Origin of the sequence: Mesorhizobium sp. SEMIA396 (genome assembly GCF_024518615.1) — a bacterium.
GTDB lineage: Bacteria > Pseudomonadota > Alphaproteobacteria > Rhizobiales > Rhizobiaceae > Mesorhizobium.
In genome coordinates, this window is sequence record NZ_JANIFC010000001.1 from 139,140 (window position 1) to 163,023 (window position 23,884).

Here is a 23,884-nt window from a genome sequence, read left to right on the forward strand (position 1 = left end):
CTCCAACTCAAAAATTGACACGCCAATGGCTTCGTTTTTTTAGGTCTTATTGGCTGGTTTTCGGCCGTTTGCCGGGGCTCAAGCCCTTCCGGGATTTTTGCATCGCCTCTAACATCTTCCACGCAAGGGGAATGTAACGGGCGGAAAGCCCAAACCGGAGAATCACAATGACGATTTTCAAGAGCAACGGTGACCGCGTCCCGGCCGTCATCGAAAGCTACGCAGACGAAGTCAGGAAGGGCGGCATGGATCGCCGCGAGTTTCTTGCCATGGCGAGCGCGATGGGCGCTTCCACGGCGTTCGCCTATTCAATGATCGGCTCGTCGCCTGCGCAGGCCGCCGCACTGGAGCCGGGCAAGAAGGGCGGCATCCTGAAGATGCAGATGATCATCAAGGAAATGAAGGATCCGCGCTCCTGGGACTGGTCCGAGATCGCCAATGTCATGCGCCAGTGCAACGACTACATGATCCGCTACACCACCGACTTCACCTTCGAGGGCCACCTGGTCGAAAGCTGGGAGGTGAGCGACGACGCTGTCGAATATACGCTGCATCTGCGCAAGGGCGTGAAGTGGTCGAATGGCGACGACTTCAACGCCGACGACATCGTCCACAACATCGAGCGCTGGTGCGACAAGGCGGCCGAAGGCAATTCGATGGCCGGGCGCATGAACTCCCTCATCGATCCCGCCACCAAGAAAGCGGCAGCCGGCGCCATCACCAAGGTCGACGACCACACGGTGAAGCTGAAATGCCAACAGTCCGACGTCACGATCATTCCGGGCTTTGCCGATTATCCGGCGATCATCGTCCATCGCGACTTCGACAAGGACGGCGGCGACATGCTCAAGACGCCCGGCACCGGCCCCTATGAGCTGATCTCATACAAGGTCGGCGAATCGGCCGCGGTGCGGCGACGCAAGGACTTCACCTGGTTTGGGGGCGACCCCTATCTCGATGGCGTCGACTGGACCGACTACGGATCGGACGCGTCCAACCCCGCCATCGCCAGCGCCTTCGAGGCCGGTGAGATCGATTGCAACTACCAGACGGTGGGCGGCACGGTCGACCTCTATGACAGCATGGGCCTGGTCAAGGAGCCGGTCGTCACGGCCGGAACCATCGTGCTGCGCACCAATGTGACCAACAAACCTTATGACGACAAGCGGGTGCGCAACGCCATCCAGCTCGTGGTCGACAATGAGACGGTGCTGAAGCTCGGCTATAGCGGCCTTGGACAGGTCGCCGAAAACCACCATGTCTGCCCGATCCATCCGGAATATTACGCTTTGCCGAAAGTTCCACGCGATCTCGCCAAGGCCAAGGCGCTGATGGCCGAGGCCGGCCAGACGGATCACGAGTTCGAGCTGATCTCCTACGATGCGGACTATGTGAAGGACCCCGCCGACGTCGTCGCCGCGCAGATGCGCGAGGCCGGCTTCAAGGTCAAGCGAACCATCATTCCAGGTTCGTCGTTCTGGAACGACTGGACGAAATATCCGTGGTCGACCACCGATTGGGGCATGCGGCCGCTCGGCGTCCAGGTGCTGGCGATCGCCTATCGCAGCGGCGAGGCCTGGAACGAGTCCGGCTACGCCAACCCGGAATTCGACAAGAAGCTCAACGCGGCGCTCGCCATGGCGGATGTCGACAAGCGCAAGGAACTGATGAAGGACGTCGAATTCATCCTGCAGGACTCCGGCATCCTCGTCCAGGCGTTCTGGCGCTCGCTTTACCGGCACCATGCGACCTATGTGAAGAACCTCGGCATGCATCAGACATTCGAACTGCAGCTGGATAAGGTCTGGCTCGACAAGGCCTAGGCCGGGCCGGTCACGGCAAAAAAAGCCAGGGGCGCATGTTGCGCCCCTGGGGGGTCACTGGGCGACTCTGATTGACCAGCCAGCCAAACAGATCTCCAAGGCGCTTCTCGAAAGCGCAAAGAAGAAAAGTCGCCGAACCAAGGGAAGAAACATGCGTACTCATGCACAAGCCGTCGTCATCGGCGGTGGTCTGATTGGCTGCTCGATCCTCTATCATCTTGCCAAGTTCGGCTGGACGGATGTCGTCCTTCTGGAGCGCAGCGAACTGACCTCCGGCTCCACCTGGCACGCGGCGGCCAACATCCACGGCCTGCATGATTCCACCAACATCAGCCGCCTCCAGCACTACACCATGGCGCTCTACAAGGAACTGGAAGCCGAGACCGGCCAGGGCTGCGGCATCTTTCAGCCGGGCTCGCTCTATCTGGCCCAGACCGAGGCGCGCGAGCATCAGCTGAGGCTCCAGGAAGCCAAGGCGCGGCGCTACAAGATGAATTTCTACGAAGTCGCGCGCGACGAGGCGGAGCGGCTGCATCCGCTGGTCGACTTCGACGGCATACGCTGCATCATGTACGAGCCGGAAGGCGGCAATGTCGACCCGTCCGGCGTCACCGCCGCCTACGCCGCCGGCGCGCGTCAGCGCGGTGCCGAGATCCATCGCTTCAAGCCGGTCACCGCCACCGAGGCGCAACCCGACGGCAGCTGGATCGTGCGCACGCCGAAGGGCGACATCCACACACAATGGGTGGTAAACGCCGCCGGCCTGTGGGGCAGGGAGGTCGCCGCGATGGCTGGCCTGCAACTGCCTTTGATCCCGACCGAGCACCAGTATTTCGTCACCGAGACCATCCCGGAAATTGCGGCCATGGGCCGCCGGCTGCCTTCGGTCGCCGATCGCGATGGCGAGTACTATCTGCGCCAGGAAGGCCTGGGGCTGCTCATCGGCGCCTATGAGCGCAAGATGAAGTTCTGGGCTGAGGACGGCACGCCGCTGGATTTCGGCCATGAACTGTTTCCCGACGATCTCGACCGTATCGAAGAGAACATGCTGCGCGCGATCGCGCGCGTCCCGGCCGTCGGCACCGCCGGCGTCAAAAAGGTGATCAACGGACCGATGATCTGGTCGCCGGACAGTGCCGTGCTGTTCGGACCGGTGCCCGAACTGAGCAACTATTTCTGTTGCAACGGCATAATTCCCGGCTTCTCGCAGTCGGGCGGCATGGGGAAGCTGGCGGCCGAGTGGATGATCGAGGGTGAACCTTCGCTCGACATGTTCGCCTGGGACATGGCGCGCTTCGGCCACTGGGCCGGCAAGGCCTTCACCAAGGCCCGCGTCCAGGATCAGTACAGCCATCGCTTCAAGATCCACTTCCCCAACGAGGAACGCGCCGCCGGGCGGCCGGTGCGGACCCGGCCTGCCTACGACATGCAAAAGGGAATGAACGCTGTTTTCGGTCTCAATTTCGGTTGGGAGCACCCGCTGTGGTACGCCGCCGAGGGCGAGCCGCGCGAGGAGACGATCGGCTTCACGCGCCAGAACTGGTGGGGACCGGTGGGCCGCGAGGCGCGCATGCTGCGCGAACGCGCCGGCATCATCGACATCTCCAATTTCGCCAAATACGAGGTCAAGGGCGCTGGTGCCGAGGCCTGGCTCAATGCGCTGTTCGCCAACCGCATGCCGACAAAGATCGGCCGCTCCTGCCTCACGCCGCTGATCGGCAAACGCGGCGGCATCGCCGGCGACTTCACCGTGACCAGGCTCGCGGACGACGAATTCATGGTCATCGGCTCCGGCATGGCCGAGCGCTTCCATCTACGGTTCTTCAAGGCCGTCCCCTTGCCCGAGGGCACGACGTTCCGCTCGCGCACCGAGGACCTCTGCGGCTTCAACGTAGCGGGACCGAGTTCGCGCGACCTGCTGCAGCGCCTGACCAATGAGGATCTGTCGAACGAGGCGTTCCCCTTCATGCAGTCGCGCCGGACCACCGTCGCCGGCATCGATGTGGTGGCGCTCAGAGTGTCCTTCACCGGCGACCTTGGCTGGGAACTGCATTGTGAAGCCACTGACCAGGTCGAGCTTTACGGCGCGCTACTCAAGGCCGGCAAGGAAGTCGGCGCCGGACCGGTCGGCTCGCGCGCGCTGATGTCGCTGCGCGTCGAGAAGGGCTATGGCAGCTGGAGCCGCGAATATTCGCCCGAATATTGGCCGCAGGAGGTCAAGTTCGATCGCCTTGTCAAACTGGACAAGGGCGCGTTCCTCAACCGCGATGCCTACGCTGCCATCGCCGGCAAGCCGGTACGCGATGAGCTCATCATGCTGTCGATCGACGCCAGGGATGCCGACGCGACCGGCGGCGAGCCGATCTTCCTCACCGACGGCACGCCGATCGGCCAGGTATCTTCAGGCGCCTACGGCTATTTCGTCGAGCAGTCGCTGGCGCTTGGCTATGTCAAAGCGGGCTCCGCCAAGGCCGGCGACAAGGTCTCGGTCGCCATACTGGGAAGGCCGCATGAGGCAATCCTGCTGCCGCATCCGCCATTCGACCCCGAGGGCAAGCGGCTGCGCTCGTAGAAGCTCGGCCACCCGTTCGCCCAGTGAGCCAACTGACGAAAACCGAAGCCGGCCGGAGACGCCGGCGGAGCTGAACGAGGAAGATTTTCGACCACCTGAAAACAAAGGGGGATCGCATGATCAAACGGCATCTGCTGGGCACCATGTTTGCCCTCATTCTCACGTCCTTCACGCACGCGGCGAACGTCAAAGCGATCAATGACGATGCGTGGCTTGCCGAAGGTCCGATCTGGTATCAGGACAAGCTCTTCTACGTTGAACACGGCCGCGGCTCCGTGGACGTGTGGGACGGCAAGAAGAACGCGATCTTCTGGAAGATGGACGGCTGCGGCCCTTCGGCTGTACTGCCGACAACGACCGGCGAGTTCCTCGTTACTTGTTATGACAACAACACGATCGGCCGCATCTTCGCCGACGGCAAGTCGCTGCCGGCCTATGACAAGGACACGGACGGCAATCCGTTCAGCGGACCGAATGATTTCGCGCCCGACAAGGATGGTGGCATCTATTTCACCGGCTCCGGCAAGGGCGGGCCGTTGATCGATGCCGCGACCTGCACAACGCCAATGGTCTCGTCATCTCGAACGACGGCAAGATGCTCTATCTGGTCGAGACCGAGGACAACCGGATCATCATCGAGTTCGATGTCCAGCCCGATCACGCCCCTGAACAACCGCCGCGTCTTCCTGCGCCTCGATGATCTGTTCCCGAACCAGCCGCACATCTGGCCTGACGGCATCAAGATGGACAAGGCGGGCGAGATGTATATCGGCCAGAGCCCACGCTCGCTCGGTGCGCCAGGCAAGATCCTCGTCGTCGATGAGGGCGGCAAGCTGCGGCGCACGCTTTCAGTGCCGTCGCCATCCGTGCCGAACTTTGCCTTCTAACCCGACGAGAATGTGCTCTACGTCATGGCGCTCGATCAAATCGATGCCGTGCCCTGGTACGGCAAGGTCTACGAGATTCCAAACAAATAGCGCGTTCACTGACGGACGGGTGAAGGCTTCGCCCGACCGGTCCGGTTGATGGCGTCAGCCGCCGAACCGATCCAGCCAATGTTGGGCAAGGTCCGAGCGGCGGCAAATCCAGATGTCTGGATTGGCCTTGATCTTGTCGAGGAAGCGGGCGAGCCCGATCATGCGGCCCGGCCGTGCTGCCAGCCGGCAGTGCAGCGACACTGTCATCATGCGTGGCGTCCGTTCCGCTTCGGCCAGCAGCCAGTCCACACCATCGCTGACATATTCGAAGAACTGGCTGCCTGTCTCCAGGCCGGAGCCGCGCGAGAACCGGCTGTCATTGTTGTCGAAACTATGCGGCACCACCAGATGCCGCTTGGCATCGACGTCGACGAAATAGGGCAGGTCGTCATTGTAGTCGTCGCAATCGTAGAGGAAGCCGCCATGTTCGGCCACCAGCCGCCTTGTGTTGAGGCTGGGCCGGCCGGTGTACCAGCCGAGCGGGCGAATGCCGGTCAGGCTCTCGACGGTATCCACGGTCATCGCGATGTGATTGCGCTCCTCGGCCTCGCTCAACGGCGCGTAATCGATCCAGCGCCAGCCATGGCAGACGATGTCACTGCCAAGTGCTGCGATCGCCTTGCCGGCCGCCGGATTGAGCTCGAGCGCGCGCCCCACCACGTAGAATGTCGGGATGACGTCCTTGTCCTGAAACAGCGAGGCGAGCCGCCAGATGCCGACGCGTGAGCCATATTCGTAGAGCGATTCCATATTGCGGTTGCGCAGACCCGGCACCGCCGGAGACACGGCAAGATCCGACAGAATCGCCTCGGAGACGCCGTCGCCCTCGTCGATGCTGTATTCGGCGCCTTCCTCATAGTTGACGACGATGTTGAGCGCCAGCTTGGCGCCGCCGGGCCACTGCGCGGCAGGCGGCTTGTCGCCATAGCCGATAAAGTCACGGGCAGGCAAATACGGCATCTCTCAAGTCTCCCGAGGCTTCTGTCGCAAAACATGCGGTAGCCAACACTATCCGCCGTGCATGTCGATCAGTATGCGCAGTGCCCGATCCATTATCTCTTGCGGGCCGACCGTCGCGCGCAAACAGTCCGTGAGGCCGTAGCCGCCCAGGCCGCGCACAATGATATCGGCGCCCCATAAGGCCTTCTCTGCGGCCTCCGCGGCGGCTTCGTCGGAGAAGCGGATCAGCACGAAGTTCGTCCGGCTCTCCGGGACGTCATATCCTTTAGCCCTCAGCTCATGCGCGAACTGGTCGCGAATCCTCGCTGTGCGGGCCACGGTTTCTCGCATATAGGCCTGGTCCTCCACGGCCGCGACGGCCATTGCTAGGCTTGTCATTGTGACCTGGTTGGAGTTCTGCATCTTGCGCACTCCGGCCGCGACCGAAGGCGGAAACACCCCCCAGCCAACGCGCGCGCCGGCCAGGCCATAGGCTTTGGAAAGCGTGCGCAGCACGACCGTATCGCCACGCGCGACCAGCGCAAAGATCGGTTCGGGGTCTTGGTCGTCGAACTCGCCATAGGCCTGGTCGATCACCAGAAGCACATCCTGCGGCAAGGCGGCGCGCAAGCGCAGCAGCTCGGCGTTGCGGATGCGGGTGCCGGTCGGATTGCCGGGATTGCAGACGAACGCGACCCGCGTTGCCGGCGTGATGGCAGCCAGGATGCTGCCGGTCGAAACGGTGAAATCGTGCTCTGCCGCCTTGATGTAGGCCGCACCAACACGCGCGGCGGCGGAGGCTGCGAAATTATAGGCATAGGCCGTGCCCAGCACCTCGTCGCCTCGTCCCGCAAAGGCCGCGATGGTGCAGCTGATCAGGTCCATCGAACCGGCGCCGCACAAGATCAGATTGGGATCGATCCCATAGGCCTGCGCGATCGCCTTGCGCAGTGCAGTCCAGTCCGGATCAGGATAGAGATGGCTGCGGGCAATCGCGTCCTGGCCGGCGGTGATCGCCCTGGGGCTGGGTGGGAAAGCGCTCTCGTTCTGGGCAAGGGTTGTCCGGTCGCAGCCGCCGAAACTTGCCAAGGCAAAGGCGGACATGGCCTCGACATGAGCGGCAGCTTTCAGAGGCATGGGTGGTCCATGGGAATGTTCCTGTCGGCCATCTTGTGAACCACCGTTGCCGGACCGGCTCGTGGGACAAGTTACAAATCGCCTGCGCGTTCACAAGCAAAAACTAATCGTGCATAGGGCCCGAAATTCTGGCCCACTTTAGGACGCAAAACGCCCGGTCAGCACGAGAGCGGAAGAAAAGATGACGGTATGCTTGCACCTCGAAAAGGCGTTGCCGAAAGCCGTCAGACAACTGACCGAAATCTGGTCGCAAGAAGATCGGCATCATCAAGTGACGGGAAGCGTCGACATGCGGTTGGGGGAGATTTCGCGCTTTTTTTCGGATCTTCGCGCACTCGACGTCGTATCTCCAGTCTGCGGCAGTTCGTTTCACGGCCTCTCAATGGACGCTGACCGGGCCTGAGAATAGACTGCTACTGCGATCAGCGTCAGCAAGCCGATGAACCAATATTGCCAGGCTTGCGACAGGCCCAGGAAAACCATCGACGAATTGACTTCCTGGATCAGGACGGCGCCAAGCAGCACGCCGATGAAGCTGCCGCGTCCGCCAAAGAGACTGGCTCCGCCGAGGACCACTGCGGCAATGCTGCCCAGCGTGTATTCGATGCCCTGATTGGGATCGCCGATGCCGAGCTGCGCCACCACCATCATGCCCCCAAGCGCTGTGAGCAAGCTGCCGGCGATGAACGCGCCGACGACGGTCCAGCCTGTGCGCACACCAATATGCGCCGCCGCTTTCTCGTTGGAGCCAACGGCGCGCAAGCTCATCCCCCAACGGCTGTAGCGCAAGCCGACTTCGAGGATGATCGCCAGGACCAACGCGACGATGAACACGACCGGAATGCTGCCGATAGTGGCTTTGATGGTATCCATGACGGTGGCGCTGATGGCCCCATCGGGATAGGGCCTCAGCAACACCGAGATGCCCTGAATGATGATGTAAACCCCTAGCGTGGCGGCAACGGAGGTGAAGTTCCCGAACCGAACCAAAGTCCCGTTGGTCAGGCCGACGAGGGCTGCGGCGCCAAAAACGGCCAACACGCCAACGATTATCGTTGCCATGCCGGCACCTTCATTCAGGAAGAATGACGCGATGACGAGGCTCAAGCCGATCAACGGACCGACCGACAGATCGATCCTGCCGGTGAACACTGCGCACATCTGGCCAAACGAGACGAACGCCAGCGCAGCGGAAAGGAACAGGATCTTCTCGATGTTGAAGCCTGAGACGAAACGAATGTTGTGGCCAGACGCTACCACGCCCAGCAGCACGATTAGCCCGGCAAGCACGAAGCTTGGAACATAGTCGCCGGCAGCAACCATTCGCAGCCATGAACGCGTAGTGCCGAATCTGTCTCGTTCTTGCTGGTCGGTCTTGCGATGGGTGGTGGCCGTTATCATGGTCCGGCCGATATTGGCCTCGTTGACGTCTTGGCCTGAGAGTTCGCCCACGACGTGCCCGCGGGAGAAGACCAGCACGCGGTCGCATACGCCCTCAAGCTCAACAATATCGGATGAGACGATCACAACCAATGTCCCGCGCGAAGCGACGTCACGCAGGATGCGATAGATTTCGGCGCGGGCACCCACGTCAACCCCGGCTGTCGGCTCCTCTGCCAGCACGAGTGAAGCCTCTGCCAGGAGAGCTCGTGACAGGATCGTCTTTTGCTGGTTCCCGCCAGACAGCGTGGCGACATTCTGCTCGATCGATGCCGCGCGAATGTTCAAGTCCACTCGCTGGGCTTCCATTTGCCGCCGTTCGAGCGGACGGTCCACGACGCCAAAGTTCGCGAAACGTGACAGGGCCGAGATGGTACCGTTTTCGCGCACGGAAAGACTGGGAAAAAGGCCTTCATGCTGGCGGTCGGGAGACAGATAGATAATGCCGGCACTACGAGCGGCACCCGGGTTGCCGAGCGGCACGGTCTTCCCGTCCAGAGTGACGGCTCCACGGGCATTTCCAAGACCTGCCAGCGAACGCAGGAAGTCGCTCTGGCCGTTTCCGGTAATGCCGGCGATACCAACGATCTCGCCGCCACGCGCCGACATATTGATGTCTACGAAATCAGCGCCCGAAAGCCCTTTGACCTCAAGAATACTTGCGCCATTCAAGACACCGGCTGATTTGAGCGGAAATTGCTTGGTGACGGTGCGTCCGACAATGAGGTTGAGGATTTGGTCATCACTGACATCGCGCATCGGTGCCGATCCCTTCACTTCACCGTCACGCATGACGGTGACCGTGTCTGCGATCTGCCTGATTTCCTGCAGCCGATGCGAAATGTAGATGACCGCCGCGCCCCGAGTCGCTGCTTCGCGCACGTTGCGAAACAGGATGTCGACAAGGTCGGCTGTCAAAGCCGCGGTGGGTTCGTCAAGAATGAGGATCTTTGGGTCGATCGCAAGCGCCTTGGCAAGTTCTATCAGTTGGCTTTGCGCGATGTCGACATCGCACAGCCGGGTCTTGGGGTGAACGGCAGAGCCAACACGACGGAGTTGGGCGATTACCCAGTCATTGGCATAATCCGTTCGAAGCGCTGCTGGAACTGCAAGCAGCAGGTTTTCAGCCACCGTCAGATCGGGAAGCACCGCCGGATGTTGATGCACGATGGCGAGCCCGAGCCGTTGCGCCTGTGCCGCGCTAAAGCGATCTACAGATTGTCCACATATTTCAATCGAGCCCTGATCGTAGCTCAAAGTGCCGGAGGCAATGCCCATCAATGTCGACTTGCCTGCGCCATTTTCTCCCAGAAGCGCATGAACCTCGCCGCATCGGGCCACAAACGAAATGTCCTTCACGGCGACGACATGGCCGAAACGCTTCCACACGCCTTGCATGCGCAATCCCAACGGGCTGTCCAACGCAGTACTGGTCGGCGTTGCCATGTCAGACTGAAGCTGCTCGACGGTGGCCATGGGTCGATCCTCCTAAGTGACTTCCATCATCCTCCTTGAGGAGATGAAGGGGCGGACAGAAGCCCGCCCCGTTTGGCTCGAGATCAGAGACCGCCCTTGAGGGCTGCCAGGACCTGTTCGTCAGTCAGGCTGGTGCCGTTTGAAGCGGATTCCGGAAGCTTCGGATTGCAGAAAACAGTTCCGGCAAGCGAATCCTCGAGCTGGAAGTTCGTCACTTCCTTCACACCGGCCTCAGCCACCGTATGTTTGGTGCCGTTGGGGTCGGTTATGACGAGCGGCTGATCCATCTTGCCGCCGGCTGCCTCAGCGATCGCCCAGCGTACGGCCAGACGCACGTTCCACTGCTCGGCGCTGTTTGTCGTGTACTGGAAGGCGGACTTGGCGTCGGCATCGTGCAGCTTCTTCCAGGTGCAGCCGAACACGTTGGCGTCTTCACCGGCGATCAGCGGAAGTGGCCGACCAGCCCGTTCGAAAACGCCCGAGGCGACAACGCCCATGCTGAGGTCCGCGATCACACCGTCGATCTGCGGATACTGGGCAATTAGCGCGCCCAGCGATTTGGCGACCATGCTGGAATCCCAATTCGTCACTTCGAACGGCTTCTGTCCGATCTGGACGATGCCCGGATAGTCCTTGAAAGCTTCGAGGATGCCATCAGCGCGCTCACGGCTCTGACTGGTTCCGGCAGGCCCGCCGAGGTAGGCGACATTTCCCTTGCCGTTGAGGGCCTTGGCCATCCATTTGCCCCAGTCGACGCCATCCTGGTGGAAGTTCGTGCCGACGAAAACGCTGTAATCCTTGCCTTCCTCGCCGCCGACACGGGCCCGGTAGGGGACGACGGTGCTGCCTTGCTTGAAGGCATCGCGGATCGCCGGCAACATGGCTGGTCCGGCATCGGGGAACACGACAATGGCATTGACGCCGCGTGCCGCGAGACCGCTGAGGTCGGAGATTGCCTTCTGGGTGTTACCCTGTCCGTCGGTATGATCCCAGCCGGTGACATTCGGGCACTGGCTGGCCTCGTTGATCGCAGCGGCCGTCGTCATCTGCCGCCAGGGGTTCTGGGCGAAGCCATCCGCCAGCGCGACGGAGATTTCCTTCGTTCCGCAGAAGCTCGGCGGCGTCGCCGCTGGTTCGGCGCAGAAGACACCACCGGCGATGCCCTTGCACCAATCCGCGGCGCCGGCTTGTGTGATCGACAGCGGTGAGACAGTTGCAAAGGCCGACAGGGCGAGCGCGGCGCCCGATATCGCGTTTAATCCAAGATAAGACTTCATCATTTCCTCCCAACGAAGTTTGGTTGCTGTTCTCCAACCTGCCCGTGATGGACAGCGTTGAAACTGTTTATTCCCTTGGCCGCCGACATCATGCGGTCGACCTGTTCCTCAAGCTGATTGCCCGCCTGAGATTGCGAAAATTCAGACCATAGATGCCGACCCCAACCAGGATCGCGGCACCTTGGAAAAGGTATTGAACGCCGATGCTGGCGCCCGTCGTCAGCACCAATTGTTGCAGCTGTGTGAGAAAGAGGGCGGCGATCACGGTTGCCGCCAAATTGCCCTTGCCGCCAAACAGCGAGGTTCCACCCAGAACCGTCGCGGCGATCGACGGCATCAGGTAGTTGTCGCCCTGCTGCGGACTTGGCAGCTGCATAAGGCCGCCGAGCAGAATGCCGCCTGCCGCATAAAACAGGCTCGCACCCACATACGCGGCGATCTGGTAGCGGTCAGCGACGATACCTGCCGCGCGTGCGGCCCTGATGTTTGCGCCGACAGCCTCGAAATTGCGCCCGAAGGTCGTCGCCTTGACGACGAAAATGACGACGATAGCCATCGCTACTGCCAAATAGGCGAGCTGCGTGATGCCAAAGATCTTACCGTTGGCGAACGCTGCTATCGACCCGGGCACAGACACCGGTGTGCCGCCTGAAATCTTGACGTTCAGGCCGTAGAGCAGCGCGTTCATGCCGATCGTGGCAACGATGGGCGCAACACGAACCTTGCTGACGAGCAGGCCGCTGATCAGCCCCGCTACCGCCGCAGCGGCGAAAGCGTAGAAGAGGGCCAGGGCAACACTGCCCTCGGCATCGGGTTGGCTCTCCGCGAAGTAGCAGACGATGACAGCGCTGAGCGAAACCATCCCCGGCACGGACAGATCGATGCCGCCCTGCTGGATGACCATCGTTTGGCCCAGGCTGATGAGGGCCAGGATGGCGGCAAAGGGCAGCATTCCGCTCATCGCGCCGGTGCCAAGACTTTGCGGGGCGATCAGGCCGCCGAAGACGAACAGGACCAGCGTTGCCGCCGCGATACCCGCGGTCGGCCCGCCAGCTGAGGCAAACCAACTGCTCGGTCCGGATGCACCTTCTCCTAAGGCCGTGACCGGCTTCGGCTTGTCTGAAAGCTTTTCCACGTGTCTTGTCCTTCTGCGGATTCGCGGCATCGAACTTGTCCGTTAAAGCAGTGCGGATCTTGCTCCGCTGGCCAGACAGATTTCGCTGATCCGCAGCTTCTGGCTGGAGAGCCGGGACGGGAATGTCTGTTCGAGCCGCGACTCGTGAACGGGTATGACCCGTCGAGACTCATGGCCGACCTGTTTCATCATGGCTTCGGTGGCCATGATCAGATTGATCTGGCTGCCGGTGGCCAGGCCGACCGGGAGATACATGTCGTCGATCTTGAGCTGTTCGGAGGCGCCGTTCAGGTTCTCGAACTGGTAAACAAGATCACCGGCAAGCACCCAGGTGTCCTGGGAATCCGTCTTGCCATCATTGCGCACCGTCACCCACATGCATGCGAAGGTATGGCTGTCATAGGCGACGTGAAGATCGATGCCGGGGAAGACGTTTTCCATGGCACCATCGACCGCGATCAGGCGTTTGTCGCGCGCCAGCTGCACACCACGCAGGATATCCGCCGTATCGATGCCGGACAGGATCCAGCGCATGCGGTCCGGCAGCGACATCGCCCAGATCCATTCCTGCAGCTCCTTCTTCTGGACGTAGAAGGTGGCATTGGGAAATGCATCAACATTGCCGAAATGATCGAAATGCGCGTGCGTGATAAAGACCGCGTTGATGTCTTCCGGCGTCAATCCGATTTCGGCAAGAACCTCGCGCGGTCCGCGCCAGTTCTGGACATTGAACAGCATGCCAAGATAGTTCCCATAGTCGCGGTCGTTGTAACCGACGTCGACCATCGCGGCCCAACCGTCTCCCTTGATGACGGCGTAGCAGTAGGGCAGCTTGACATAGCCTTCATTGTGGGCGCCGTAGATGACGCCGCTCTTGTGGTATTCGGGCACGTAGCCGTACTCGAGGACGTAGATCGAATAGAGTGACACCGGTTTCCTCCCTTGATCCAGCCGGTTAATTTTTCGCGGGTCGGCAGTTGCAGCAGGCCGCCCTGAAATCCACGGGCGTCAGTCCGGCGGAAGGTTCCGAAACCATCCGCAGCGACCGCTGCGCGAAAAAAAGCGCGTCAACGACGGCATCGAGATCGGGACTTGCCGGATCAATGAGATCGGCAAGACGATCAAGCCGCGAGAGTATCCGGCCGAGAAGCACAAGCAGATCGGCTAGCGCGGCTTGGTGGCGGGCCGCTGTCGGCGGCGCCTTCACCGCACCCAGCCGGTCGGTTGCCTCGCGCAACTGCCTTGTCACCGACGCCAGCAAGAGATCGTTGCGGTTGCGGTCGAGGCTGTCGGTCTGGAGCAGAAGCAGGATTCCCGAAAGCTGGCTAACGCAACGCTTGGCGGCGTCATAGAGCGGGCGGGTGTCTGACAGGTAGGAGGCAACCGCTTCATCCTTGATCCCTGACTTCAACAAGGCATCTGGCTGGAACTCGCGGGGGGTGTCCCATATCGAACAGGCGGGACGATGCACGCTTTCGATCGCTGAAGAAGGCGCTGGAAATTCACGACGAAATGGTGGAAGCGCCGCCCCATGCGCAAGCGGAGCCTCGTCTTGTCCGGAATTGATCCTGAGCATGCGTCGCCTCCAATGTTTCGTCGTCGCATCGATCCGCAGGGCCGTGCGGACTGTCTTTTCAGTGCATGAATCGGCCGCCGTTGACGTCGAGAATGAGCCCCGTCACGTAGTCGGACAGGTCTGAGACCAGAAACAGGCAAGCTTTTGCGATATCGTCAGCCGTTCCGAGCCGGCCAAGCGGGATGTTCACGACGATGTCGCGCCGCTTGTCTTCGGTCAGCTTGTCGCCAAAGATGTCCGTGTCGATCGTGCCTGGGGCAATCGCGTTGACGCGGATATTGTGCTGCGCCAGTTCGCGCGCCATCGATTTGGTGAGGCTGTGGATGCCGCCCTTGGCTGCGGAATAATGCGGCCCGCCGAAAATGCCACCGCCGATCTGGGCCGCGATCGAGCCGATCGAAACGATCGCGCCGGTCCGTCGGTCGATCATCGAAGGCACGCTAGCCTGGGCCATGTTCAGGCTGCCCCGCAGGCTGGAATCGATGACCAGATCGAAATTCTCCTGGGTGATATCCATCAGCCGGTCGGGTTGGCTGATGCCGGCATTGTTGATCAGGATGTCGACATGTCCGAAGCGGGCCATGACGTCACCAACCGCCTTGCGGCAAAAAGCTGGATCCCGGACGTCGCAGACGACGCCGATGTGTTCGGGGCCGATGTCGCGCGCTGCATTCATGGCGGCTTCTTCGTCGAGGTCGAAGATTGCCACACGGCATCCCTGCGCGGCAAACCGCCGGGCCGTGGCCTTGCCAATGCCGCGCGGCGACGCCGCGCCTGTAATGATGGCGGTCTTGTCCTTCAGCATCACGGCGTAGTCCTCCCCATGTTCATTCATTCGGCAGCCTCGGCCGCGTCTTCGATTTCCACGCCCGCCCAACCCTCGATGAGGGCCGCGATGCGCGAGCAATCGGCATCGGCCATGCCTTGCGTCATGGCGAACTGCCAGAACTGGCGAACGTTGGCGCCGAGCCACATCGGCACGCCCATGCGCTCCGCTTCCTGCATGCAGAGCGTCACGTCCTTGTGCATCAGCTCGGTGCGAAAATTCTGGTCGTAGCGGCGTGTCACCACATGCTTTGGATAGGCGATCTCCGACACCCAGGACCGGCCGGAGCCGGCATTGATGATCCGGAACAGATCCTCGGGCTCGATGCCGCCCTTTTCGGCGAACGCCAGCGCCTCGCCGACGATCACCATGTTGGTTGCGGTGAGAAGATTATTGGCGAGCTTGAGGATCTGTGCCTTGCCCACTTCGGGGCCGAGATGAACAAAGGTCTTGGCAAATGTCGCCAGGAAAGGCCGTGCCCGTTCCAAGGTGTGCTCCGACCCCGAAGCCATGACCGCCAGCGTCTCGTTGCGGACGCCTATCGGTCCTCCGCTGACAGGCGCATCCAGCACCGATACGCCGCGCCCCGCCATCGCATCGCCGACCTTGCGCGCCATTGTCGGGCCGGTGGTCGAGAGGTCGATATAGTGCTTGATGCGTTTGCCATGGATAAGGCCTGCCTCGCCCAGCGCGACGGCCTCGACGATCGGCGCGTTTGGCAGGCTGACGAAGACCGTCTCGACCGCATTGGCGACCGCGGCGGCGCTGTCTTGCCGCTTTGCTCCCTGCGCGACAAGCACGTCGACGGCCGCAGCGTTGGTATCGAAGATGTGGACGTCGAGCTGGGCTGCTAGAGCCTTGCTGACCATGGGCATGCCCATTGCACCGAGACCGACGAATCCGTAAGAATTACTGGGCACGCGCGCTCTCCCCGATCGCTGTAAGATGTGACGGCGCGCCTTCGTAGAGGCGATAGATGCCGGTGCCGTCGATGTCGCCGTGGCCGGCGGTGATAAGCAGACGAAAGAGCTGGGCGGCTTGGCCGGACATTGGGGTTGCCGTGCCCGAACTACGGGCGAGCTCCTGCACCATGTCGAGGTCTTTCAGCAGCTGACGCGCATAGGCCCGCGGCGCGAAATCATGTGCGGCGATACGTGGATAGAGCTGTTGCATCAGAACGCCGTCGGCATGGCCGTATTTCACGCATTCGGGCAGCAGCGCAGCATCCATTCCTGCCGCTTCAGCGAGGCGCACGGCTTCGGCCAGAACAGCATAATTCGTGCCGACCACGAGCTGCGCGATCATCTTGGCAACCGAACCCATGCCTGTCTGTCCGACATGGGTGAACTGCCGGCCGACGTCCTGGATTAAGGAACGGATGCGTGCGATCGCCCAATCCGAGCCGCCGGCCATGATCGTCAGATTGCCTTCGCCTGCCGCCGAGGGACCACCCGAAACCGGAGCGTCGATCCATTCGCATCCCGTGGCCGCTTGGACGCGCCAACCGATGGACCGGCAGAAATCCGGCGACACGGTTGAGAAATCCACCACGATCTGCGGTGACAGCAGAGCATCCGACAGGCCCGCTTGGCCAAACACCACGGTTTCGACTGCCGCCTGCGACGGCAGGTTGAGGAGCACGAGATCCGCGTCCTCGACACAGTCTTTTGGCGACGCAGCGCCAACTGCACCCGAAGCCATAGCCGCAGCTTGCCGGCCGGCATCGGCGTCGAAGACTCGTAGCTTGTAGCCAAGCCCTGCAAGGCGCGCGGCCATGGGTCCGCCCATCAGGCCGACGCCGATATAGGCAAGGCGCGGCTTACCGGATGTCATAGAATTGGACCGCATTGTCGTGGAACAGGCGCTTTTGCGCTTCAGGTCCGAGATCCGCCGTGATCTCCTTGTAGCCACCAAAGATCTTATCGAGCGTGCCGCACACACTGTCGACCGGGAAATTGCTCCCGAACAGGCAGCGCTCGACGCCGTAAATCTCGATGATCGACCTCACGATGTCGCGGTTGTTGGCGACCGTCCAAGGCTGGCCAGGCAGGCCGATGCCGGAGATCTTCACTGCCACGTTGGGCCGCTTGGCGAATTCGGTCATTGCCGCCTTCCAGCCGGCAATCCCCTCGGCACTGCGATCGGCCGGCAGCCCTGAATGCAGCAGGATGATCTGCGTCTGCGGGAAGCGGTCGGCGAGCGTGCACGCCTCGTGCAGATGCCACCATGGTGTCTGCAGATCGAACCGCAAACCATAGCTGGACAGCATGGCGAAACCTTCGACCCAATGCGGGTCGACCATGCTGCCTGGAGCGGCTGAGCCGGGCTTGGGATTGGATTTCGGCCTGTGACGCAGGCCGCGTACGAAGTCGAAACCGGCCAGCCGCTCCAGCACCCGGGCGCGGTCGTCCCGGTCGAGCCATGCCTGGCCGACAGCGACGTTAGGCCACCCCGTCTCACGACGAAGGGAGGCGATATAATCCATCTCGCCGATTGGATCATTCGGATCCCACTCGGCTTCGATATAGACCGTCTTGACAACGTGGTGGCCGACAGCGTCCCGCTTGTAATCGGCCGGCAGATACGGCCGGCATATCGAGGAGTAGTCGCCATAGCGGAATGGGATCAGCGGCCGATCGTTGAGCCACGGATAATAGTTCTGCTCGGGATTCCAGAAGTGGACGTGAGCATCCACCATCGGCATATCAGTCACGTCTGTCTCCTCTCCGTCTCGGGACGACCCGTCTCAGATTGGATGCCAGCTCCTCATCCGGCATCCGCAGTCGTCGCCGCGATTTATCGCGATTTATTCAGCGGCGGCCGCATAGGGGACGTTGCGCCCGCCATAGCGACGGACACGAACGTTTGCCTGCTCGGCATGGCCGGCGAACCCTTCAAGTATGCAAAGGCGCGAACAGTATTCGCCGATCATTGCCGAGGCCTCATCGGTCAGGACGCGTTGATAGGTAACGGTCTTCAGGAACTTGCCGACCCAAAGGCCGCCGGTGTAACGGGCGGCTCCCGCCGTCGGCAGCGTGTGGTTGGTTCCAATCACCTTGTCGCCATAGGCGACATTGGTTCGCGGCCCGAGAAACAGCGCCCCGTAGTTCGTCATCCGCTCGAGGAAGATATCGGGATCGCGTGTCATGACCTGCACATGTTCCGATGCGATGCGGTTTGCTTCACCGACCATTTCGTCCTCTGTCGAACACAGGATCACCTGGCCATAATCCTCCCATGCGCGACGGGCGACGACGGCAGTCGGCAGGATATTCAGCAGCCTTTCGACCTCTGCGATCGTGGCTTTGGCGAGGGCCTCTGAATTGGTCAGCAAGACTGCCGGTGAGTTGGGACCATGCTCGGCTTGGCCGAGGAGATCGGTCGCGCATAGCTCGGCGTCGACGCTGTCATCGGCAATGACCAGGGTTTCCGTCGGACCGGCGAAGAGATCGATGCCGACCTGCCCATAGAGCTGGCGCTTGGCTTCCGCCACAAAGGCGTTGCCTGGACCGACCAGCATGGCAACGGACTGGATGCTTTGTGTGCCCAGTGCCATGGCGGCTACGGCCTGCACACCGCCGAGACAATAGATTTCATCCGCGCCTGCCAGGTGCTGGGCCGCAACGATCGCCGCGGCAGGGCGCCCCTCGTAAGGCGGCGCAGCCGTGAAGATGCGCGGCACGCCGGCAACCTTGGCCGTAATGACCGACATATGGGCCGAAGCCAGCAATGGATATTTTCCGCCTGGCACATAGCAGCCGACGGACTGAACGGGGATGTTCTTGTGCCCAAGAACAACGCCCGGCAGGGTTTCGATCTCGATATCGCGCAACGCTTCGCGCTGATGCTGCGCGAAGTTGCGAACCTGTTCCTGCGCGAAGCGGATGTCGCTCAGGTTCTGTTCGGACAGTTCCGCAAGGCAGGCGCGTATTTCCGCATCGGTCAGGCGAAAATCCTTGCGGTCCCATTTGTCGAAGCGGATCGAAAGCTCGCGCACCGCAACATCGCCACGCGCACGGACATCTGCGATGATGCCCTCTACAGTGGCTCTGACGGTGGCCTGATCGGCTGCCACGGCGCTCGGGTCGCGCCCCTCTTTGAGTTTGCGGATCACTTGGTCGCCCCTTCCGTCGTCCTGCCTTCTAAGTAGCTGTCGAGATCGAGCGCCAGTTTGATGATGCTCGAATAGTCCTCGCCGGCATGTCCATTCTGGCAATGGATGGCGAAGAGCTCTGTTGCCAGATTTCCCATCGCTGCCAGGACTTTCGAGCTGTTCGCCAGTTCCTTGGCGAGCCGCATGTCCTTCAACTGGAAATCCGAGCGGAAACCGCCGGCAAAACCGTTGGCAGAGGGCACATTCTCCATCAGGCCCGGGAATGGGTGATAGCGCTCGAGCGCGTAGTTGTTGCCCGAGGAGTTGCGCATCACATCGCTGAGGATTGCTGGGTCGAGACCATTGGCGACACCGAGTGCCAGCGCCTCGACAGTTCCCGCCATGCATATTCCGGACAGAATGTTGTTGCAGAGCTTCGCCGTGTGGCCCGCTCCCGAAGCCCCGACATGATAGATGCGCTGTCCCATTGCTTCCAGCAGAGGGCGGGCATGCTCGACATCCGTGGCCTCGCCGCCGACCATGAAAGTCAAAGTGCCGGAATGGGCGCGCGGCGTCCCGCCTGAAACCGGTGCATCGATCATGCGCCGGCCGGCGGCGCGGGCGGCAGCGGCGATTTCCACGGTGACGGTCGATGAAATCGTGCTGCTATCCATCAAGAGCGCACCCTTGCGGGATGCCGCGATGACACCCGACGCTCCAAGATAGACGTCGCGGACATTGTCTCCGGTCGGAAGCATGGTGATAACCACATCGGCCGATGAAGCCGCCTCGGCGGCGGAGGTGGCACGTTTCACGCCCTGCTTCTCAGCCGCGTCCTGTGCGGCCGAAGACGGGTCGAAGCCAATGACTGGAAAGCCAGCTTGGACCAGATTGCGGGTCATTGGTTGACCCATATTGCCAAGTCCAAGGAAAGCGACGGTTTTCACTTGAGCATTCTCCCGGTCAGGCAGCCGACGTGTTGACGATGACGGTCTTCGACCAGGTGAAATGCTGGACCATGCTTGCCAGCGAGAGCTCACGTCCCATGCCGCTCATTTTCGTCCCCCCATATTCGATGTTGGCTTCCGCGACGGCAAACTGGTTGACCTGCACGAAGCCGGCGTCGATGCGCGACACGAAGTCGAACGCCGCCGGGAGGTTTTCCGTGAAAATCGTTGCCGCGAGGCCGTAAGGCGTGTCGTTGGCTTCCTGCAGCACGGTCTCGAAATCGGTAAAGCGTGAGACAGTCGCGACCGGCCCGAAGATCTCGTCACGGCAAACGGGTGAGCTTGCGGGAACGCCCTCGATCAGCGTCGTCGAGTAGTAATAACCCTTGTCCAGACCTTCGGGACGCTGGCCGCCGCAAAGGATACGGGCGCCCGGCGTCTGCCGCGCCATTTCGATATAGCGTTCGACACGATCGAACTGCTTGCGCGATACGATACAGCCCACCTGTGTCGCTTCATCCAGCGGGTTTCCAACCCGAAAAGACGGAATGCCGGCCAGGACGCGCTCGATCACCGCATCATAGATGGCGTCGTGGATATAGATCCGCGTACCGGCGGAACACGACTGGCCCTGACGCTGAAGCCGAAGCCCCTGCAGAATGCCACGCGCCGCGCGATCGACATTGGCATCAGCCAGGACGATGTTCGGATTCTTGCCACCGAGTTCGGCTGTGACTGGTATGATCTTGTCGGCGGCGTAGTGCATGATCAAGGCGCCGACGGCGCTCGATCCGGTGAAGCTGATCTTGCGTACAGCCGGATGTTGGCAAAGCAGGCGACCTGCTTCCTCGCCGAGCCCGGTGATTGCGTTCGCGACGCCGGGTGGCAGAACCGCCTGCAGCAGTTCGAACACCCGAAGCACTGCCAAGGGTGCTTGCTCGGCCGGCTTTAGCACGACGGTGTTGCCCGCGGCGAGTGCCGGGGCGATCTTGCTGGCAAGCTGCATCAGCGGTGCATTCCACGGAATGATCGCGCCAACGACTCCAAGCGCCTCGCGTCGCGTATAGAGCAGCCGGCCAGGATCGGGCGGATAGGTCTGGCCGTTGATCTCGCCGGCCAGGCCACCGAAATAACGCAGGATGTCGACCATGGTGCCGGCTTCATTGCGCGATTGGGTTGGAAGTGCGTTGCCAGTCTCCAGCGACGAGAGCCGGGCAATGTCTTCACGGAAGCCGTCGAGATGATCGGCTGCCCGCATGAGCAGGGCGCCGCGCTCTCTCGCCGGCGTTGCCGACCAAGACCGGAACGCAAGGGAAGCCGCATCCACCGCAGAATTGACATCCTCTATGCCGCAGCGTGGCGCAGAGCCGATGATCTCTTCGGTGGCGGGGTTCTCGATATCGAATTGCGCGGTTGTGAGCGCTTTTCTCAAGCCGCCGCCGCAGACGATCTGGCCCGAAAGTCGTCTCGCTTCCGTGGTTTGCGCGCCGATGCGCGCTTCAAGAGAGTCTGTTGCAAAGGCTTTCATATGAGATGGCTTCTGTCGTTTTTGATTGAGCATACGTATGCACTCTGTTAGACATTTGAAATGAGTTTGTCAAACAGGAGTGAGAAATGTCTGTGACAACAATCGGCCTCGTCGCGGGAGACCCATCCGGTGTCGGTCCGGAACTTTGCGCCAAATTGGTCAATGCAAAGGGGCGCCAGAGTGACCTTCGCGTTGCCGTCTTTTGTGGGAAAGGGAGCTTTCGCGACGGAATGCGAATCGCTGGACTCGATGCTGAAATCCCGGTCGTCGATGGCGTCTCATCAATTCCGGAGCGTGGCGGCGTGGCGCTGATTTCAGGTCTGGATCGAGGCGGCCACAAACCCGGTGTGGCGAGCGCGGAGGGCGGAACTGCCACGCTCGCGGCGCTGGAGAGTGCAGCAGACGCGGCCGGGGCAGGGCAGCTCGATGCGATTGTCTATGGTCCGCTCAACAAACAGGCGATGTGGCTGGCCGGTCACAAGGCGATCGACGAACTGCATTTTTTCTCAAATCGCCTCGGGGTTACTGGCTTCTGCTGCGAAATGAATAACCAGGGGGCTCTCTGGACGGCCCGCGTAACCTCGCATATCCCGCTTCGCGCCGTGGCCGACAACATCTCCGTGGAGTCCATCATTGCGGCCACGGTGGCCGGCGCCAGGGCGGTCGAATCATCAAGCGGCAAACGTGCGAGAATAGCCGTTGCCGGCCTTAACCCGCATTTGGGAGAAGGCGGCGCAATGGGCACTGAGGAGATCGAGATTATCCTCCCCGCTGTCGAAAGGCTAAAGGAGCTTGGATACGATGTCGCCGGCCTCTATCCGGCCGATACCGTCTTTCTGCGTGTGGGGCCGGAGAAGCTCGACTTGATCATCACCATGTTCCACGATCAGGGCCAGATCGCGCTGAAGACACTCGGTTTCACCAACACCTCGACCGTTCTTGGCGGATTGCCGCTGCCAATCGTTACCGCCTCGCAAGGAACAGCCTACGACATTGTTGGCCAAAATCGCGCCGACCCCGCCGGGCTGACAGCAGCGTTTGATCTCGCGCATCGTCTTGCTATTGCTGCGCGCAAGGCAGCATAACAGGCGCAAAAGCTGATTTGCGCAAAGGATCCAATGCATGAGACGGTCAACTTCGGTGGATGTCGCGCGGGAGGCTGGCGTATCGCAATCGACGGTGTCTCGCGCGCTCGCCGGCGACGGGAGGATTTCAGAGGAGACAAAGAAAAAGATTCGCAAGACGGCGGAGCGCTTGGGCTATACGCCAAATGGGATCGCGCGAAGCCTGCAGACGAAGAAGACGAATATGGTTGGCCTGATCATGGCCGATATCCTCAATCCGTTCTACCCGGCCGTCCTGGAAATCTACACCCAGAAGCTCAACGCCATGGGCAAGCAGCTCCTGTTGCTTTCCGTGCCCAAGGGTTTCGAAGTCGATGACGTGCTGCCATCGATGCTTCAGTACGAGATCGACGGTTTGATCGTCACGTCAGCTGTGTTGTCGTCGCGAATGCGCGACATCCTGCACAACAGGAACACTCGGGTGGTTTTGTTCAACCGCTCCGTCGACGACTTTTCGATCAATTCAGTGTGCTGCGAGAACAGGTCGGCTTCTATGGAAGTTGCCGCCCTTCTTGTTGCCGCAGGGCATAGGCGTATAGCCCTTATAGGGGGCCGCCCTGATACGTCGACCCACCGCGAACGTAGCGCCGGCTTTCAGGATGAATTGCGCCGCCATGGAGTCCAAATCATTGGCGAGCAATTCGGCGAAAACACCTATGGCGGGGGTTACAGGGCAGCGATCAATCTGCTGTCCGGCCCGACTCCCCCGGACGCCATCTTCTGTATCGCCGATGTCATGGCGCTTGGCGCGCTGGATGCCGCGCGCTTCGGGCTTGGGCTGAAAGTTCCGCGCGATGTTTCCATCGTGGGCTTCGATGACATTCCCTCGGCCGCCTGGCCGGCATACGACCTCACCACCTTCCGCCAGCCGATCGAGGCGATGGTGGGGCGGTCCCTGTCCCTGCTGTTTGATCCGGCAGACTTTCCACCAGCGGCTATTCGCATACCCGGCGAACTGATCATTCGCGGCTCTACCAACATTGGTCCTGCAACCGCCTGAGCTGATCAACGCCA

The 23,884-nt window shown here is 61.3% G+C and carries 19 protein-coding genes; 5 read left to right on the forward strand and 14 right to left on the reverse strand.

Annotated elements, in window-relative coordinates:
• Nucleotides 1-167 precede the first annotated feature (167 nt).
• The 3 genes from NP503_RS00695 to NP503_RS00705 all read left to right on the forward strand — a co-directional run bounded on the left by NP503_RS00695 (nt 168) and on the right by NP503_RS00705 (nt 5,282).
• Nucleotides 168-1,823 carry an ABC transporter substrate-binding protein gene (locus tag NP503_RS00695; RefSeq protein ID WP_127269656.1) on the forward strand — a complete coding sequence of 552 codons (1,656 nt, stop codon included), beginning with the start codon at nt 168-170 and terminating at the stop codon, nt 1,821-1,823.
• Nucleotides 1,824-1,974: 151 nt separating this feature from the next.
• Entirely contained in the window at nt 1,975-4,395 is a 2,421-nt protein-coding gene (locus NP503_RS00700; protein WP_127267677.1) for an FAD-dependent oxidoreductase, read from the forward strand.
• A 116-nt stretch (nt 4,396-4,511) separates the two neighbouring features.
• Nucleotides 4,512-5,282: an SMP-30/gluconolactonase/LRE family protein gene (locus NP503_RS00705; protein ID WP_127267676.1), complete on the forward strand. Its 771-nt coding sequence runs from the start codon at nt 4,512-4,514 to the stop codon at nt 5,280-5,282.
• 144 nt (nt 5,283-5,426) lie between these two features.
• Here NP503_RS00705 and NP503_RS00710 read toward each other — a convergent pair whose 3' ends face one another.
• The 14 genes from NP503_RS00710 to NP503_RS00775 all read right to left on the reverse strand — a co-directional run bounded on the left by NP503_RS00710 (nt 5,427) and on the right by NP503_RS00775 (nt 21,746).
• The gene (locus tag NP503_RS00710) at nt 5,427-6,332 is read right to left on the reverse strand and encodes an allantoinase PuuE (RefSeq protein ID WP_127267675.1); all 906 of its coding nucleotides are present in this window, start codon (nt 6,330-6,332) and stop codon (nt 5,427-5,429) included.
• 48 nt (nt 6,333-6,380) lie between these two features.
• A complete protein-coding gene (locus NP503_RS00715) occupies nt 6,381-7,448 on the reverse strand; it encodes a histidinol-phosphate transaminase (protein ID WP_236382674.1) in 1,068 nt (355 codons plus the stop codon).
• Between the two features lie 369 nt (nt 7,449-7,817).
• Nucleotides 7,818-10,364, reverse strand: coding sequence for an ATP-binding cassette domain-containing protein (locus NP503_RS00720; protein WP_206517115.1), 2,547 nt, complete (start codon nt 10,362-10,364; stop codon nt 7,818-7,820).
• Nucleotides 10,365-10,447: 83 nt separating this feature from the next.
• Nucleotides 10,448-11,641, reverse strand: a complete 1,194-nt coding sequence (locus NP503_RS00725) for a substrate-binding domain-containing protein (RefSeq protein ID WP_164748731.1) — start codon at nt 11,639-11,641, stop codon at nt 10,448-10,450.
• Between the two features lie 88 nt (nt 11,642-11,729).
• Nucleotides 11,730-12,776: an ABC transporter permease gene (locus NP503_RS00730; protein WP_127386678.1), complete on the reverse strand. Its 1,047-nt coding sequence runs from the start codon at nt 12,774-12,776 to the stop codon at nt 11,730-11,732.
• Between the two features lie 42 nt (nt 12,777-12,818).
• Nucleotides 12,819-13,706: an N-acyl homoserine lactonase family protein gene (locus NP503_RS00735; protein ID WP_127269013.1), complete on the reverse strand. Its 888-nt coding sequence runs from the start codon at nt 13,704-13,706 to the stop codon at nt 12,819-12,821.
• 25 nt (nt 13,707-13,731) lie between these two features.
• A complete protein-coding gene (locus NP503_RS00740; RefSeq protein ID WP_127269012.1) occupies nt 13,732-14,187 on the reverse strand; it encodes a hypothetical protein in 456 nt (151 codons plus the stop codon).
• 223 nt (nt 14,188-14,410) lie between these two features.
• Entirely contained in the window at nt 14,411-15,187 is a 777-nt protein-coding gene (locus tag NP503_RS00745) for an SDR family NAD(P)-dependent oxidoreductase (protein WP_268930483.1), read from the reverse strand.
• On the reverse strand, nt 15,184-16,098 hold the full coding sequence (locus NP503_RS33370; protein ID WP_127269011.1) for an NAD(P)-dependent oxidoreductase: 915 nt from the start codon (nt 16,096-16,098) through the stop codon (nt 15,184-15,186). Before NP503_RS33370 ends, NP503_RS00745 begins: the two co-directional genes overlap by 4 nt.
• Entirely contained in the window at nt 16,088-17,026 is a 939-nt protein-coding gene (locus tag NP503_RS00755) for an NAD(P)-dependent oxidoreductase (RefSeq protein ID WP_127269010.1), read from the reverse strand. The genes NP503_RS33370 and NP503_RS00755 overlap by 11 nt, the downstream gene beginning before the upstream one ends.
• Complete coding sequence (locus NP503_RS00760; RefSeq protein WP_127273113.1) at nt 16,998-17,882, reverse strand: amidohydrolase; 885 nt, start codon at nt 17,880-17,882, stop codon at nt 16,998-17,000. Before NP503_RS00760 ends, NP503_RS00755 begins: the two co-directional genes overlap by 29 nt.
• 102 nt (nt 17,883-17,984) lie before the next feature.
• Entirely contained in the window at nt 17,985-19,292 is a 1,308-nt protein-coding gene (gene hisD, locus NP503_RS00765; protein WP_024505473.1) for a histidinol dehydrogenase, read from the reverse strand.
• On the reverse strand, nt 19,289-20,311 hold the full coding sequence (mmsB, locus tag NP503_RS00770) for a 3-hydroxyisobutyrate dehydrogenase (protein WP_306663759.1): 1,023 nt from the start codon (nt 20,309-20,311) through the stop codon (nt 19,289-19,291). Before mmsB ends, hisD begins: the two co-directional genes overlap by 4 nt.
• Complete coding sequence (locus tag NP503_RS00775; protein WP_127269665.1) at nt 20,235-21,746, reverse strand: aldehyde dehydrogenase family protein; 1,512 nt, start codon at nt 21,744-21,746, stop codon at nt 20,235-20,237. Before NP503_RS00775 ends, mmsB begins: the two co-directional genes overlap by 77 nt.
• A gap of 86 nt (nt 21,747-21,832) precedes the next feature.
• On the opposite strand from NP503_RS00775, the gene NP503_RS00780 reads away from it, so the two are divergent.
• On the forward strand, nt 21,833-22,831 hold the full coding sequence (locus NP503_RS00780; protein ID WP_127269667.1) for a 4-hydroxythreonine-4-phosphate dehydrogenase PdxA: 999 nt from the start codon (nt 21,833-21,835) through the stop codon (nt 22,829-22,831).
• 37 nt (nt 22,832-22,868) lie between these two features.
• The gene (locus tag NP503_RS00785; protein WP_024505477.1) at nt 22,869-23,870 is read left to right on the forward strand and encodes a LacI family DNA-binding transcriptional regulator; all 1,002 of its coding nucleotides are present in this window, start codon (nt 22,869-22,871) and stop codon (nt 23,868-23,870) included.
• Nucleotides 23,871-23,884 lie beyond the last annotated feature (14 nt).